This is a genomic window from Halomonas sp. G11, assembly GCF_001663515.1.
GTDB lineage: Bacteria > Pseudomonadota > Gammaproteobacteria > Pseudomonadales > Halomonadaceae > Vreelandella.
Genome location: NZ_LYXG01000041.1, coordinates 43,003 through 57,765, shown reverse-complemented (window position 1 = coordinate 57,765; position 14,763 = coordinate 43,003). Strand labels below are relative to the sequence as shown.

The 14,763-nt window shown below is 59.5% G+C and carries 11 protein-coding genes and 3 tRNA genes; 2 read left to right on the top strand and 12 right to left on the bottom strand.

All coding sequences use genetic code 11. The features are described 5' to 3' along the window. Positions 1-56: 56 nt before the first annotated feature. The 9 genes from ADS46_RS14755 to ADS46_RS14715 form a co-directional block, all read right to left on the bottom strand. Positions 57-133, bottom strand: a tRNA-Arg gene (locus tag ADS46_RS14755). A gap of 59 nt (positions 134-192) precedes the next feature. After that, positions 193-269, bottom strand: a tRNA-Arg gene (locus tag ADS46_RS14750). Positions 270-286: 17 nt separating this feature from the next. Next, positions 287-379: transfer RNA gene (locus ADS46_RS14745), tRNA-Ser, on the bottom strand. A 121-nt stretch (positions 380-500) separates the two neighbouring features. After that, complete coding sequence (csrA, locus tag ADS46_RS14740) at positions 501-689, bottom strand: carbon storage regulator CsrA (RefSeq protein ID WP_066321318.1); 189 nt, start codon at positions 687-689, stop codon at positions 501-503. A gap of 192 nt (positions 690-881) precedes the next feature. Further along, a complete protein-coding gene (locus tag ADS46_RS14735; RefSeq protein WP_066321316.1) occupies positions 882-2,132 on the bottom strand; it encodes an aspartate kinase in 1,251 nt (416 codons plus the stop codon). Between the two features lie 74 nt (positions 2,133-2,206). Next, positions 2,207-4,816, bottom strand: a complete 2,610-nt coding sequence (gene alaS / locus ADS46_RS14730) for an alanine--tRNA ligase (RefSeq protein WP_066321314.1) — start codon at positions 4,814-4,816, stop codon at positions 2,207-2,209. Between the two features lie 157 nt (positions 4,817-4,973). Continuing rightward, a complete protein-coding gene (locus ADS46_RS14725; protein ID WP_066321312.1) occupies positions 4,974-5,435 on the bottom strand; it encodes a regulatory protein RecX in 462 nt (153 codons plus the stop codon). A gap of 15 nt (positions 5,436-5,450) precedes the next feature. Then, positions 5,451-6,518 carry a recombinase RecA gene (gene recA / locus ADS46_RS14720; protein WP_066321310.1) on the bottom strand — a complete coding sequence of 356 codons (1,068 nt, stop codon included), beginning with the start codon at positions 6,516-6,518 and terminating at the stop codon, positions 5,451-5,453. Between the two features lie 90 nt (positions 6,519-6,608). Further along, the gene (locus tag ADS46_RS14715) at positions 6,609-7,142 is read right to left on the bottom strand and encodes a CinA family protein (RefSeq protein ID WP_066321309.1); all 534 of its coding nucleotides are present in this window, start codon (positions 7,140-7,142) and stop codon (positions 6,609-6,611) included. Between the two features lie 110 nt (positions 7,143-7,252). On the opposite strand from ADS46_RS14715, the gene mutS reads away from it, so the two are divergent. Next, positions 7,253-9,823 carry a DNA mismatch repair protein MutS gene (mutS, locus tag ADS46_RS14710; RefSeq protein ID WP_066321308.1) on the top strand — a complete coding sequence of 857 codons (2,571 nt, stop codon included), beginning with the start codon at positions 7,253-7,255 and terminating at the stop codon, positions 9,821-9,823. 160 nt (positions 9,824-9,983) lie between these two features. Then, positions 9,984-10,307, top strand: a complete 324-nt coding sequence (fdxA, locus tag ADS46_RS14705; protein ID WP_066321307.1) for a ferredoxin FdxA — start codon at positions 9,984-9,986, stop codon at positions 10,305-10,307. 525 nt (positions 10,308-10,832) lie between these two features. Here the strand turns inward: fdxA and eno are convergent. From eno to ADS46_RS14690, 3 genes are read right to left on the bottom strand one after another with little or no spacing between them, the layout of a single operon-like run. Further along, entirely contained in the window at positions 10,833-12,122 is a 1,290-nt protein-coding gene (eno, locus tag ADS46_RS14700) for a phosphopyruvate hydratase (RefSeq protein WP_066321305.1), read from the bottom strand. Positions 12,123-12,181: 59 nt separating this feature from the next. Further along, entirely contained in the window at positions 12,182-13,045 is an 864-nt protein-coding gene (gene kdsA, locus ADS46_RS14695; protein ID WP_066321304.1) for a 3-deoxy-8-phosphooctulonate synthase, read from the bottom strand. Between the two features lie 28 nt (positions 13,046-13,073). Further along, entirely contained in the window at positions 13,074-14,729 is a 1,656-nt protein-coding gene (locus ADS46_RS14690; RefSeq protein WP_066321302.1) for a CTP synthase, read from the bottom strand. Positions 14,730-14,763 lie beyond the last annotated feature (34 nt).

Sequence of the window (14,763 nt, the reverse complement as noted above, 5' to 3'; positions counted from 1 at the left end):
CTTGAGCCTGACTAGAAAGCAGAAAACCCGCCCTTGAAAAGGACGGGTTTGGAATCTGGCGCGCCCGGGAGGATTCGAACCTCCGACCCTCTGATTCGTAGTCAGATACTCTATCCAGCTGAGCTACGGGCGCGTGGATGTTATTCCACGTTATCTATCTAAAAACACGGGTAAAACAACATCTGAAAAAGGTGGCGCGCCCGGGAGGATTCGAACCTCCGACCCTCTGATTCGTAGTCAGATACTCTATCCAGCTGAGCTACGGGCGCTTACCTTGATGTGCGGCTGGCGGAGAGAGAGGGATTCGAACCCTCGATAGGGCTATAAACCCTATACTCCCTTAGCAGGGGAGCGCCTTCAGCCACTCGGCCACCTCTCCTTAACGGCACGGCGCGAATATTACCGATTTGGCAGAAAGTTGTCCAGCCCTGCTCGGATTTTTTTCGCGCCGACCTTACCTTACACGTATGACACGGCACTATCGCACCGCCAAACAACGCTCACTCGGCTTCACTCTCACCGCTGCGTTCGCGCTGAATACGCTGGTATATCTCTTCACGGTGAACCGCCACGTCTTTTGGCGCATTGACGCCGATACGAACCTGGTTACCCTTCACACCTAGTACGGTGACGGTGATTTCATCCCCGATCATCAGGGTTTCGCCGACACGGCGGGTTAGGATGAGCATGGCTGATCTCCTTCTCAGACGTTTTATACAACGGGATGTGTCCGCCGGCGGCGGTACCATGTCATTATGCGGCATGGTACCCCCTGCCACCAAAGGCACAGGCTCCATGACACCTTAACCTCCCGTTGAAAGAAAGCTCACCACCACACGGCGGCAAGTACCCTTCAGCGTAGAAGGTATAAGGCGTTAATGTTATTCAGATTCGATATCTGACTTATCCAGGCCGAATGCCTTGTGCAATGCATTCACGGCCAGCTCCATATGTTTCTCGTCAATCACCACCGAAATTTTAATCTCGGAGGTGGACACCATACGGATATTAACGTTTTCGTCAGCCAGCACGCGGAACATTTTCGATGCCACGCCCGCGTGAGAGCGCATACCGACACCTACCAGGGACACTTTGGCGATATTATCGTCGCCACGCAACTCACCGCCGCCCAGGCCTGGAATCACGGTTTCTTCAAGCAGCTTTTTGGTGGCCTTGTAATCACCCTTGGCCACGGTAAACGTGAAGTCGGTGTAATCGCCTGCTGGGGCCACGTTCTGAACGATCATGTCGACTTCGATATTGGCGTCGGCAATCGGCCCCAGAATACGCGAGGCAACACCCGGCACATCAGGCGTGTTGAGCAGGGTTAGCTTGGCTTCGTTTTTGGTAAAGGCAATACCGGAGATCAGCGGTTCTTCCATGGAATCCTCGTCTTTGTCTGCTTCTGCAACAATCAGGGTACCGGGGCCGTCTTCAAAGCTCGACAGCACCCGCAGGGGAACGTTGTATTTACCGGCAAACTCGACCGCGCGAATTTGCAGTACTTTCGAGCCCAGACTTGCCAGCTCGAGCATTTCTTCAACGGTAATGTTTTCCAGCCGTTGCGCCTTGGAGCAGACACGGGGGTCGGTCGTGTAAACGCCATCGACGTCGGTATAGATCTGGCATTCATCGGCGCCCAGTGCTGCCGCCAGCGCCACGCCGGTGGTATCTGAACCGCCACGACCCAGGGTGGTGATATTGCCTTCTTCATCGACACCCTGGAAGCCCGCCACCACGACAACCTGACCGGCGTCCAGGTCGGCTTTCAGGTCTTCGGTTTCGATACGCTGGATGCGCGCCTTGGTATAGGCACTGTCGGTGTGGATACCCACCTGGGCACCGGTATGCGACGTTGCCGCCACACCTGCCTGCTGGAGCGCCATCGCCAGCAGAGAGATCGTCACCTGCTCGCCGGTGGACAGCAGCATGTCCATCTCGCGCGGGGCGGGGTCGTCGTTCAACGCGTGCGCCATATCGGTCAGGCGATTGGTCTCGCCGCTCATCGCGGAGACCACCACGACCACCTGATGGCCCTGGTCGCGAAAGCCTTTGACCTTTTCCGCCACGGCCTTGATACGGTCGACAGAGCCCACCGAGGTGCCGCCGAACTTCTGAACGTATAGTGCCATATGCCGTTTTCCTGTGATTTGGAAATGTATGAAGCAAAAAAGCCGGTAGCAAATAATGCCACCGGCTTCTCTGTTTAGCTAAGCGTGTTTTCCAACCATGCCGGTACACTGTTCAACGCAGCGGGAAGCGCGTCGGGCTGACTCCCCCCTGCCTGGGCCATATCAGGGCGGCCACCTCCTTTGCCGCCTACCTGAGAGGCCACATGGTTGACCAGCTCACCCGCTTTGACACGGTCGGTGAGGTCTTTGGTGACGCCAGCAATCAGGCTGACCTTGCCAGCGTCAGTGTCGGCCACGCCAAGAATGATCACGCCCGAACCCAGCTTGTTCTTGAGCTGGTCGAGAACGCCGCGCAGCTCTTTACCCGATACGCCCTCGAGCTGGGTCGCCAGCAATTTGACGCCGTTAATATCCTGCGCCTGGCTAAGCATGTCACTTCCGGCGGCGCTGGCGAGCTTGGCCTTGAGTTGCTCAAGCTCTTTTTCCAGACTCCGGTTGCGCTCGACCAGCCCTTCGACACGTGCCTCAACCTGCTCGGGCTTGGTCTTCAACCGCTCGCCCAGCCGCTGGACGCGGGCTTCCTGTTCGCGGAAATACGCCAGGGCATTTTCGCCGGTAATCGCTTCGATGCGGCGCACCCCTGAGGCAATGCCTGCTTCGCTGACCAGGTGGCAGCAACCGATGTCGCCGCTGCGCGCCACGTGGGTACCGCCGCACAGCTCAATCGAGAAGTCATCGGCGCCGATGGTCAGCACGCGGACGTTATCGGCGTACTTGGCTTCAAACAGCGCCGCTGCGCCCTTGGCCTTGGCCTGATCCAGGCTCATTTGCTCGATTTTGGTCGGCGCGTTGGCCAGGATCTGTTCGTTGACCAGCCGCTCCACTTCGGCCAGCTGCTCGGCGGTCATGGGCTCGAAGTGGCTGAAGTCGAAACGCAGGCGCTCGGCGTTGACCAGCGAACCTTTCTGCTGAACGTGGTCACCCAACACCATGCGTAGCGCCTGATGCAGCAGGTGGGTCGCTGAGTGGTTGCGAACGGTGGCCGAGCGCAGACTGGCATCCACCTCGCCGCGCACCTTGGCCCCGACATTCATCGTGCCCTCGACCATGATCCCCTGGTGAAGATGGTGGCCGCTTTGCTTTTGTGTGTCGGTGACCTGGAAACGCCCACCGTCCACATACAAGTAACCGGTATCGCCGACCTGACCACCCGATTCACCGTAAAAGGGGGTGCGATCAAGCACGACAACGCCCTTCTGCCCCGCTTCCAGTGCTGCCAGTTCGTTGCCTTCGGTATCCACCAGGGCGGTCACGCTGGATTGGTCTTCCAGCCGGTCGTAGCCGGTAAAGATGGTTTCGCCGTCCAGCTCGATGGAAGCGCTGTAATCGGCGCCAAACTGGCTGGCCGCACGGGCACGCTCGCGCTGGGCTTCCAGTTCCCGCTGAAATCCCTCTTCATCCAGCGTCACTTCGCGCTCGCGGCACACATCGGCGGTCAAGTCGTAGGGGAATCCGTAGGTGTCATAGAGCTTGAACACCGTCTCGCCCGGCAATACGTCGCCCTGCAGGTCATCGAGTGCCGCGCTTAACAGCCCCATGCCGTGATCCAGCGTACGGGCAAACTGCTCTTCTTCCTTGAGCAGGACACGGGTGATCTGGTCGCGAGCGTCCCGCAGCTCGGGGTAGGCATCGCCCATTTCCACATCGAGTGCGTCAACCAGCTTGTGGAAGAACGGCTCTGTGGCGCCCAGTTTGTGGCCATGGCGAATCGCTCGACGAATGATCCGGCGCAGTACATAACCACGCCCTTCATTGGACGGCAGTACGTCATCGGCAATCAAGAACGCGCAGGAACGGATGTGGTCGGCAATTACCCGCAAGGAAGGCGCGGTGGTATCCGCGTAGCCAGTAGCGCTTGCGGCAGCCTGCAGCAGGTTCTGGAACAGGTCGATTTCATAGTTGGAGTGCACGCCCTGCATGACGGCAGCGACACGCTCCAATCCCATGCCGGTATCGATGGACGGCTTGGGCAACGGGTTAAGCGTCCCTTCGGCGTCGCGATCGAACTGCATGAACACCAGGTTCCAGATTTCGATATAGCGGTCGCCGTCTTCTTCCGGGCTTCCCGGCGGGCCACCCCAGACCTCGGGGCCGTGGTCAAAGAAGATTTCGGAACTGGGACCACAGGGGCCGGTGTCGCCCATCTGCCAGAAGTTATCTTCGTCGAGCTTGGAAAAACGTTCAGGATCGATACCGATCTCGTCTTTCCAGATACGCTCGGCTTCGTCGTCGCTGATATGTACCGTGACCCACAGCTTGTCCTTGGGCAAGCCCAGGGTCTCGGTAAGAAAGGTCCAGGCGAAGCGAATGGCATCACGCTTGAAGTAGTCACCAAAGCTGAAGTTGCCCAGCATTTCAAAGAAGGTGTGGTGGCGAGCGGTATAGCCGACGTTATCCAGGTCGTTGTGCTTGCCACCCGCACGAACACAGCGCTGTGCCGAGGTGGCGCGCACGTAGGGGCGTGGGTCACGGCCCAGGAAAACATCCTTGAAAGGCACCATGCCCGCATTGGTAAACAATAGCGTCGGGTCATTGCCCGGCACTAGCGAACTCGTGGGCACGATGGTGTGCCCGTGTTCTTCAAAAAAGGATAGAAAGGCCTGTCTGATCTCTGCGCTCTTCATAGGGTATCCGTAACAATAAAGCGTGATGCCCCAGGGCGCTGTCGCCGCTACCCGCTGGGGTCGCAAAGACGCCATTATAGCGCAGTTGTCAAACGACTAAAGCCGCAGTTAGTGGCAGAGCGATCAGAAAGAAGGGTTAATCGCCCAATAAAGCAGGCTACAGGCAATCCAGCGCGTAGCGAATCTGGTCAAAATCAAACCCCCGCATCGCCAGAAAGCGTTCGCGTTTAGCGCGTTCTTTAGGGGTGGCACCGGGCGATGAAAAGCGCCGCGCCAGGGTATCACGGGCCAGCTCGAACCAGTCGACGGCCTCGCGTTCCTCGACGGTCGCAAACGCTGCCGTGGCGACTTCCTGGTCGATACCGCGCTGGCGCAACTCGCCTTTGATGCGAATAACGCCCTGCCCTCGATTCACCCGTGACCGAATGAAGCTTTCGGCAAATCGCTCATCCGACTGCAGGCCCTGCTCGACCAGGGCGTCCAGGCAGGTGTCGATATCCTCAGCAGCAAACGCCTTCTGTTCCAGCTTGCGCGCCAGCTCGGTGCGCGAGTATTCGCGCCTCGCGAGCAATTGGATAGCCACCTCGCGTGGGGTGGCTTCGGGGGAGGATGACAACATGCTGACGCTCGCGGCTTAAAGCAGGTCGTCTTCGGCGTTGGCGTCGGCCGCTTCTTCCTTCTTGGCAGCCTCTTCTTTCTTCGGCTCGGGCTGGGCAAGCAGCTGGGCGCGAATCTGGCTTTCGATCTCTTCCATGACATCAGGGTGCTCTTCCAGGTACTGGGCCGCATTGGCCTTGCCCTGACCGATCTTTTTACCCTTGTAGCTGTACCAGGCACCGGCCTTGTCCACCAGGTTCTGCTGCACACCCAGGTCGACCACTTCACCGGCGTGGTAGATGCCTTTGCCGTAGAGAATCTGGAATTCGGCCTGACGGAACGGCGGCGCCACCTTGTTCTTGACCACTTTCACGCGGGTTTCGTTACCGGTGACCTCGTCGCCGACTTTCACCGACCCCGTACGCCGGATGTCCAGCCGCACGCTTGAGTAAAACTTCAGCGCGTTACCGCCGGTGGTCGTTTCGGGACTGCCGAACATCACGCCGATTTTCATGCGGATCTGGTTGATGAACACCACCAGGCAGTTGGCATTCTTGATATTGCCGCTGATCTTGCGCAACGCCTGCGACATCAAACGTGCCTGTAGGCCAACGTGGGCATCGCCCATTTCGCCTTCGATTTCAGCACGCGGGGTCAACGCCGCCACCGAATCGATGATAATCACATCGACGCCGCCGGAACGCACCAGCATATCGGTGATCTCCAGCGCCTGTTCGCCGGTATCCGGCTGAGACACCAGCAGGTCGTCAAGATTGACCCCCAGTTTTTCTGCATAGCTGGGGTCCAGCGCATGCTCGGCATCCACGAACGCGCAAACCTTGCCCTGCTTCTGGGCTTGCGCAATCACCGACAGGGTCAGGGTCGTCTTACCCGAGGACTCCGGGCCGAAAATTTCAGCCACCCGGCCATACGGCAGGCCACCGATACCAAGGGCGATATCCAGACCCAGCGAGCCGGTGGACACCGACGGCATGACAACGCGGGGAGCGTCGCCCAGCCGCATGACCGTGCCTTTGCCAAACTGGCGATCAATCTGGCTGAGCGCAGCGTTGAGCGCCTTGGTGCGATTATCATCCTGAGCCATTCAGTCAATCCTCATCATAAGCTGTATAATTAGCCAGTAGTATGCCAAAGATTAGCCGCTAAACAAATCCTCAGCTAGTGTTTCGGGCGATTATTTCTCGCTGCCGTCGCCCACTTTTTCCGCCAGGCGCACTATCAGGCCTGCCAGTGCCTGGCGCACGGCCTGCTCACGAACGGCCTGACGGTCGCCGGGGAAAACAAACCGCTCGGCTTGCTGCTGGTCCGCATCGCCCCACGCCAGCCAGACGGTGCCCACGGGTTTGGCTTCGCTACCGCCGTCGGGGCCTGCAACACCGCTGACGGCAACCGCAAGTCCGGCACCGCTTTCCCGGCAGGCCCCTGCCACCATGGCCTTGACCACGGCATCGCTGACCGCACCATGGGTGTCGAGCGTGGCTTCCGGCACGCCCAGAAGCCGCGTCTTGGCCGTATTGGCGTAGGTGACGTAGCCGGTGGTGAAATACGCCGAACTACCCGCCACCGAGGTGATCGCGCTGGCAATGCCGCCGCCGGTACACGACTCGGCCGCGGTCACTTCCAGTTGCGCCTGCTGGCAAAGGCGCCCCAGGCGTTGGGCCAGCAGGGATAAATCCAGATTCATCAAGCTTGAGACACTGGGTGACATCGTCGCTCCTTCATGTGCGTCGTCAATTCAGCGTAGAATACTGTGTTTCAGTTGCTCAAAGAACAGGCAGCAAGTTCCACGCGCTTGCGCCCCGCTTAATTAGGACGCCCATGTCACAGCCCAGCCCCGCGCACACGCCAATGATCGCGCAATACCTGAAGATCAAACGCGAACACCCCGAGGTACTGCTGTTTTACCGGATGGGGGACTTTTACGAGCTGTTTTTCGACGATGCCAAGCGCGCCGCTGCGCTGCTGGATATCACCCTGACCCAGCGCGGCCAGTCAGGCGGCAAGCCCATCCCCATGGCGGGCGTCCCCTATCATAGCGCCGAGGGCTACCTGGCACGCCTGGTGGCCGCCGGTGAATCCGTCGCTATCTGCGAACAGATTGGCGACCCGGCAACAAGCAAAGGTCCCGTTGATCGCCAGGTCGTGCGTATTGTCACGCCCGGCACCCTGCACGACGAAGCCTTGCTGGATGCCCGGCGCGACAACGTCCTGGTGGCCGTTGCGCCCGGTAACGAGCAGTGGGGGCTGGCCTGGCTTGAGCTTTCCAGCGGCCGCTTTAGCGTGCTGGAAGTCGACAGCGAGGCCGAGATGCTGGCCGAGCTGACGCGGCTGTCTCCGGCTGAGCTGCTGGTCCCCGAGAGCCTTACCCTGCCCGACGCATGGTCGCAGACCCGTGGCCTACGCCGCCAGGGTGAATGGTTGTTTGATTTGCAGAGCGCGACCCGCAGCCTGTGCGACCAGTTCGAAGTGCAGGACTTACGCGGCTTTGGCTGCGCCCACTTGACCACCGCGCTGGTCGCCGCCGGCGTGCTGATCGACTACGCGCGGGACACCCAGCGCTCACGCCTGCCCCACGTGACGGCCATCAGCGTCGAGAACCGCGACGATGCGGTGGTGATCGATGCCGCCAGCCGACGCAACCTGGAAATCGATATCAACCTGGGGGGCGGGACCGACAACACCCTGGCAAGTGTGCTGGATACCTGCACCACGGCAATGGGCTCACGCCTGCTGAAGCGCTGGCTGAATCGGCCGCTGCGCCAACGCGACGTCATTCAGGGTCGCCAGGCAGGCGTTGCGCTATTAAGCCTGGACGCCAACTACCTGGCCATCCGCGATACCCTGAACGACGTGGGTGACGTCGAACGCATTCTTGCCCGGGTGGCACTGTATAGCGCCCGTCCGCGCGACCTGGCACGCCTGCGTGATGCCCTGGCCACCCTGCCCACGCTGGAGCAGCAGTTGGGCGAGGTCGAAAACGGCAGCCTGCTGGATAGCCTGCGCCCGCATATTCGCCCCCACCCGGAGATCACCGACACCCTCCAGCGGGCGCTGGTCGACAATCCGCCGGTGGTGATTCGCGACGGCGGCGTCATCGCCCAGGGGTACGACGCGGAGCTTGACGAACACCGTGGCCTGGCCGAAAACGCCGGTGACTACCTGGTACAGCTTGAAACCCGCGAGCGCGAACGCACCGGCCTTGCCAACCTGAAGGTCGGCTATAACCGCGTGCACGGCTACTTTATCGAACTGCCCCGGGCCCAGGCCCAGCAGGCCCCGGCCGACTATATTCGCCGCCAGACGCTGAAAAACGCCGAGCGGTTTATCATCCCCGAGCTTAAAGAGTTCGAAGACAAGGCCCTCTCGGCGAAATCCCGTGCGCTAAGCCGGGAAAAGTGGCTCTACGACCAGTTGCTCAATGCGCTCAACGAGGAACTCAACGCGCTGCAGCGGACCTCCCAGGCGCTGGCCGAGCTGGATGTACTGTGCGCCTTTGCCGAACGCGCCGAGGCACTCAACTGGGTACGCCCGACCCTGGTGGAGGCCACCGGTCTGACCATCCACGCCGGTCGCCACCCGGTGGTCGAGCAGGTGAGTGACCATCCCTTTGTCCCCAACGATGTCACCCTCACCCCCGAGCAGCACATGCTGATTATCACCGGCCCCAACATGGGCGGTAAATCCACCTACATGCGCCAGACGGCGTTGATTGCGTTGCTGGCCCACAGCGGCAGCTTTGTCCCGGCGGACGCCGCCGAAATAGGCCCCGTCGACCGCATCTTTACCCGCATCGGCTCGTCGGATGACCTGGCGGGCGGGCGCTCGACCTTCATGGTCGAAATGACCGAGACCGCCAATATCCTGCACAATGCCACCGAGCACAGCCTGGTGCTGATGGACGAGATCGGCCGCGGCACCAGCACCTTTGACGGCCTGTCATTGGCGTGGGCAAGTGCAGAGCATCTGGCCAGTGCCCGTGCCTTGACGCTATTCGCGACCCACTACTTTGAAATGACCGGGCTACCCGACCAGGCCGACGGCGTGGCCAATATTCACTTAACGGCTACCGAGCATGGCGACAACATCGTCTTCATGCACCGTATCGAGTCGGGACCCGCCAGCCAGAGTTACGGCTTGCAGGTCGCCCAGCTGGCGGGGGTGCCCAGCCAGGTCATCCAGCGGGCGCGTGAAAAGCTGGTGACCCTTGAGCAGCGCGACGTTGAGGAACAACGCCAAATGCCGCTGTCTCAAACAACTGCACCTCAGCAGAATGATTTGTTTGCCAGCGCACCTCACCCGGTGGTGGAGGCGCTGGAAAACGCGGATGTGGATGGCCTATCGCCACGTGAGGCACTGTCGCTGTTATATCAATGGCGCGAGCTGCTCTAAATTCGCGTGACAGAACAACGCCACGGCGCTTGCCGCCGCGTTTGGGCACCTCTAGAATGTCGCCCATACTTTTTAGCTTATAAAAAACGGCTGATTTATAACCATTCACGATTGACCACGACCAAGGGCGTCCCCTTGGTCCCGCAAGAGGGATAGCAAGATGACGTTTGTCGTTACCGAGAACTGCATCCAATGTAAATACACCGACTGTGTCGAAGTCTGCCCGGTCGACTGTTTCTACGAAGGCCCCAACTTTCTGGTGATCCACCCGGACGAATGTATCGACTGCGCGCTGTGCGAGCCGGAATGCCCTGCCGAGGCAATCTATTCGGAGGATGAACTGCCCGAGGGACAAGAGCAGTTTATTGAAATCAACGCGGAACTGTCGGAAGTGTGGCCCAACATTGCCGAGAAGAAAGACCCGCTGCCCGATGCTGAAGAGTGGGATGGAAAAAGCGGCAAGCTGGAGAAGCTGGAACGCTGAAGCCATTCACGGCACCATTAACAGCGATCCTATTAAAACCAGCCAATACGCTGGTTTTTTTTCTATCTACTGATTTTTAGGTCTATTGGCCTTTTATCTTAATCATGCGACATGCATGCAAAAAAAAGGCGGCCCGTAGGCCGCCCGCTCCAAGCACTTCCTCTTGACCACTCCCTGTGTCAACTTCCTTTGGTGCTGTCCTTGCCAGGGCTTACATCTCTGTTTCACCCGGCGCACCAACCTGCATCCCGTTGCATCCTGCCTGGGCGACATCCTTGCCCCCCTTGTCCTTGATGGGCATTGTGGCAGAACCGTCTGATACCACAAGGCGGTCCAAAAACGACAAAGGGTAGACCATGCTGGCCTACCCTTTTTATAAACATCTTTAAAAACAGATACTTAAATTTTAATTAGTGAAAAATTTCTGTTTTTCCTACACCTATCGAGCGATTTTCGACGGCATTTGTAAGAGATCTCTTACAAAATCTTGAGACATCTCTTACAAAGCCGCTGCCATTTCTAGCCTTATTGGCCTTTAATCGCCTTGATTCCCGGGTAGCTGACGTCGCCCAGTTCATCCTCGATGACCAGCAGGCGGTTGTATTTGGCAACACGGTCGCTGCGGCAAAGCGAGCCGGTTTTAATCTGCCCGGCACAGGTGCCCACGGCCAAATCGGCGATGGTGGTATCTTCGGTCTCACCGCTACGATGGGAAATCACCGCGGTAAAGCCTGCGTCCTGGGCCATCTTGATGGCATCCAGCGTTTCCGACAGCGAACCGATCTGGTTGAACTTGATCAGGATCGAGTTGCCGATCTGCTCGTCGATACCGCGCTTGAGGATCTTGGTGTTGGTCACGAACAAATCATCGCCAACCAGCTGGACCTTATCGCCCAGTTTATCGGTCAGCGCTTTCCAGCCGTCCCAGTCAGATTCATCCATGCCATCCTCGATGGACACGATCGGGTAGTCCGCGCACAGGCCTGCAAGGTAATCAGTGAAGCCCTGGGCGTCGTAGCTTTTGCCTTCACCGGCAAGGTTGTACTGACCATCCTTGTAGAATTCGGAAGACGCACAGTCCAGCGCCAGCGTCACATCGCTGCCCAGCGAGTAGCCCGCATCGCCAACCGCCTGCTTGATAACCGCCAGCGCGTCAGCGTTGGACGCCAGGTTGGGGGCGAAACCGCCTTCGTCGCCGACCGAGGTGGAGAGCCCCTTGGCCGACAGAACCTTTTTCAGCGCGTGGAAAATTTCCGCGCCCATGCGCAGGCCTTCACGGAAGCTGGGCGCGCCGACCGGCTGGACCATGAATTCCTGGATATCGACGTTGTTATCCGCGTGCTCGCCGCCGTTCAGGATGTTCATCATCGGCACCGGCATGCGGTACTGGCCAGGCTGGCCGTATAGCTCGGCGATGTGCGCGTAGAGCGGCACGCCTTTGGCATTGGCAGCGGCTTTAGCTGCCGCAAGCGATACGGCCAGAATGGCATTGGCGCCCAGGTTGGCCTTGTTGTCCGTGCCGTCCAGGGTCAGCATGGCGTCGTCCAGGCCACGCTGGTCGCGCGCGTCCATCCCCAGCAATGCCTCACGGATTCTGCCATTGACCGCGTCCACTGCTTTGAGCACGCCTTTACCCAGGTAGCGCGCCTTGTCGCCATCACGTAGTTCGAGCGCTTCCCGCGAGCCGGTAGAAGCGCCGCTTGGGGCACAGGCGTCGCCTACCGCACCGCTTGCCAGGCGAACGGTCGCCTGAACGGTGGGGTTGCCGCGTGAATCGAGTACTTCCAACGCACGGATATCAACGATTTTGGTCATGACAGTGTCCTTAGTTGTCGGTCTAATGGAGGTTTAACGTATCACGTTTGGCGGCGCCATCAGCGAATGGACAGCGGCGCAAAGCCTTTCACCAGCGCATCCAGCTGCACGAGCTGGGTCAGAAACGGCTCCAGCTGATCCAGCGGCAAGGCGCAGGGGCCATCGCACTTGGCATTGTCCGGGTCGGGGTGCGCTTCCAGGAACAGCCCGGCCAACCCCACCGCGACGCCCGCGCGAGCCAGTTCCGCCACCTGGGCACGGCGCCCGTCGGCGCTATCGGCACGCCCACCGGGGCGCTGCAGTGCGTGGGTCACGTCGAAAAACACCGGCGACCCGGTTTGCTTCATATCGCCCAGGCCCAGCATATCCACAATCAGGTTGTTATAGCCAAAACTGGTGCCGCGCTCGCAGAGCATCAGGCGGTCGTTACCGGCTTCCCGGAACTTGGTGAGGATATGACGCATTTCATGCGGCGCCAAAAACTGTGGTTTCTTGATATTGATCGCCGCCCCTGTCTTGGCCATGGCCACGACCAGATCGGTCTGACGTGCAAGAAACGCTGGCAGCTGGATAATATCGGCCACTTCGGCTGCCGGTGCGGCCTGCCAGGGCTCGTGGACGTCGGTGATCACCGGCACCCCGTGGCGGGCTTTTATGTCCGCCAGGATCTGCAGGCCTTTTTCCAGCCCCGGCCCACGGTAGGAGTGGATCGAGCTGCGGTTGGCCTTGTCGAAACTCGCCTTGTAGACGTAGGGCATGCCCAGTTTCTGGGTTACCTTGACGTAGGTCTCGGCCACTTCGTCGGCCAGCTCAGCCGACTCCAGGACGTTCATGCCCCCCAGCAGCATCAGTGGCAAAGAATTGCCGGCGGTTAGGCCGGCAACGTTGATATGGTGCTCTTGGAATGTCTCTTGAGAAGCCATGCTTCCCCCTGTTATTCCTGACCTGTGGTTATTCCTGAGGTGCCGCGTGGGCACGTGCTCGCGCGGCCTTGTGTTCGACGGCGGCATTGATAAAGCCCGAGAAGAGCGGATGACCATCGCGGGGCGTCGAGGTGAATTCCGGGTGGAATTGGCAGGCGACGTACCAGGGATGGTCAGCAAGCTCGACCATTTCCACCAGCGACTGGTCGACGCTCTTGCCTGAAATCACCAGCCCCGCCTTTTCCAGGTCGTCGATAAACTGGTTATTGACCTCGAAACGGTGGCGGTGGCGCTCGACGATTTCATCAGCACCATAGGCTTCACGTGCCTTGCTGCCCGACGCGAGGCGGCATATCTGCCCGCCCAGGCGCATGGTGCCCCCCAGGTCGGACGCTGCATCGCGCAGCTCAATCTTGCCTTCTGCATTCAGCCATTCGGTAATCAGGCCGACAACGGGGTGCTGGGTATTGTGGGTGAACTCGGTGGAGTTGGCATCTTCCCAGCCCGCCACATGACGCGCAAACTCGATCACGGCCACCTGCATGCCCAAGCAGATCCCCAGATACGGCACCTTGTTTTCACGGGCAAACTGAGCGGTCATGATCTTGCCTTCAACGCCGCGCTCGCCGAAGCCACCCGGCACCAGGATGGCGTCTTTACCGGCCAGCCGTTCGGTACCATGGCGCTCGATATCTTCCGAGTCGACGAAGTCGATATTGACCTTGATGCGCCCCTGGATACCGGCATGGGTCAACGCTTCATTGAGCGACTTATAGGCGTCGAGCAATTCCATGTACTTGCCGACCATGGCGATGCTGACCGACTTCAGCGGGTTGAGCTTGGCATCCAGGACCTTCACCCACTCGGAAAGATCCGCCGGGCCGGCCTCCAGACGCAGTTTGTCACAGACGATATCGTCCAGCCCATGTTCGTGAAGCATCAGCGGGATACGGTAGATGGTATCGGCATCCTGCAGCGGCACGACCGCACGCTCTTCAACGTTGGTGAACAGGGCGATTTTGCGGCGTTCGCTCTCTTCCAACTCAACTTCGCTGCGGCAGATCAGGATATCCGGCTGGATACCGATGGAGCGGAGCTCCTTGACGCTGTGCTGAGTTGGCTTGGTTTTGGTTTCACCCGCCGTCTTGATGTAAGGCACCAGCGTCAGGTGCATGAACAGCGCGCGGTTGGCACCCTGTTCGCTGCGAATCTGGCGAATCGATTCCAGGAAGGGGAGCGACTCGATATCGCCGACCGTACCGCCGATTTCCACCAGCGCCACGTCGAAGCCTTCGCCCCCGGCGTAGACGCGCTGCTTGATCTCGTCGGTGATATGCGGAATCACCTGAACGGTACCGCCCAGGTAGTCACCACGGCGCTCTTTGCGCAGCACATGCTCATAGACACGGCCGGTGGTGAAGTTGTTGCCCTGGGTCATTTTGGTACGAATAAAGCGTTCGTAGTGACCAAGGTCAAGGTCGGTTTCGGCACCATCCTCGGTGACAAATACCTCGCCATGCTGGAAGGGACTCATGGTGCCCGGGTCGACGTTGATGTAGGGGTCGAGCTTGAGCATGGTGACCTTAAGGCCGCGTGCCTCGAGAATCGCCGCCAGCGAGGCCGACGCGATGCCCTTGCCAAGAGAGGACACAACGCCGCCGGTCACGAAGATATATCGTGTCATGAAAAACCTGTCGAAACGTGATCAAAAGGCACGG

What these genes read in the sequence shown, in the direction of transcription:
- csrA (WP_066321318.1), bottom strand. Translation starts at nt 689, where the DNA reads ATGCTCATCCTAACCCGCCGTGTCGGCGAAACCCTGATGATCGGGGAT.
- ADS46_RS14735 (WP_066321316.1), bottom strand. Translation starts at nt 2,132, where the DNA reads ATGGCACTATACGTTCAGAAGTTCGGCGGCACCTCGGTGGGCTCTGTC.
- alaS (WP_066321314.1), bottom strand. Translation starts at nt 4,816, where the DNA reads ATGAAGAGCGCAGAGATCAGACAGGCCTTTCTATCCTTTTTTGAAGAA.
- ADS46_RS14725 (WP_066321312.1), bottom strand. Translation starts at nt 5,435, where the DNA reads ATGTTGTCATCCTCCCCCGAAGCCACCCCACGCGAGGTGGCTATCCAA.
- recA (WP_066321310.1), bottom strand. Translation starts at nt 6,518, where the DNA reads ATGGCTCAGGATGATAATCGCACCAAGGCGCTCAACGCTGCGCTCAGC.
- ADS46_RS14715 (WP_066321309.1), bottom strand. Translation starts at nt 7,142, where the DNA reads ATGTCACCCAGTGTCTCAAGCTTGATGAATCTGGATTTATCCCTGCTG.
- mutS (WP_066321308.1), top strand. Translation starts at nt 7,253, where the DNA reads ATGTCACAGCCCAGCCCCGCGCACACGCCAATGATCGCGCAATACCTG.
- fdxA (WP_066321307.1), top strand. Translation starts at nt 9,984, where the DNA reads ATGACGTTTGTCGTTACCGAGAACTGCATCCAATGTAAATACACCGAC.
- eno (WP_066321305.1), bottom strand. Translation starts at nt 12,122, where the DNA reads ATGACCAAAATCGTTGATATCCGTGCGTTGGAAGTACTCGATTCACGC.
- kdsA (WP_066321304.1), bottom strand. Translation starts at nt 13,045, where the DNA reads ATGGCTTCTCAAGAGACATTCCAAGAGCACCATATCAACGTTGCCGGC.
- ADS46_RS14690 (WP_066321302.1), bottom strand. Translation starts at nt 14,729, where the DNA reads ATGACACGATATATCTTCGTGACCGGCGGCGTTGTGTCCTCTCTTGGC.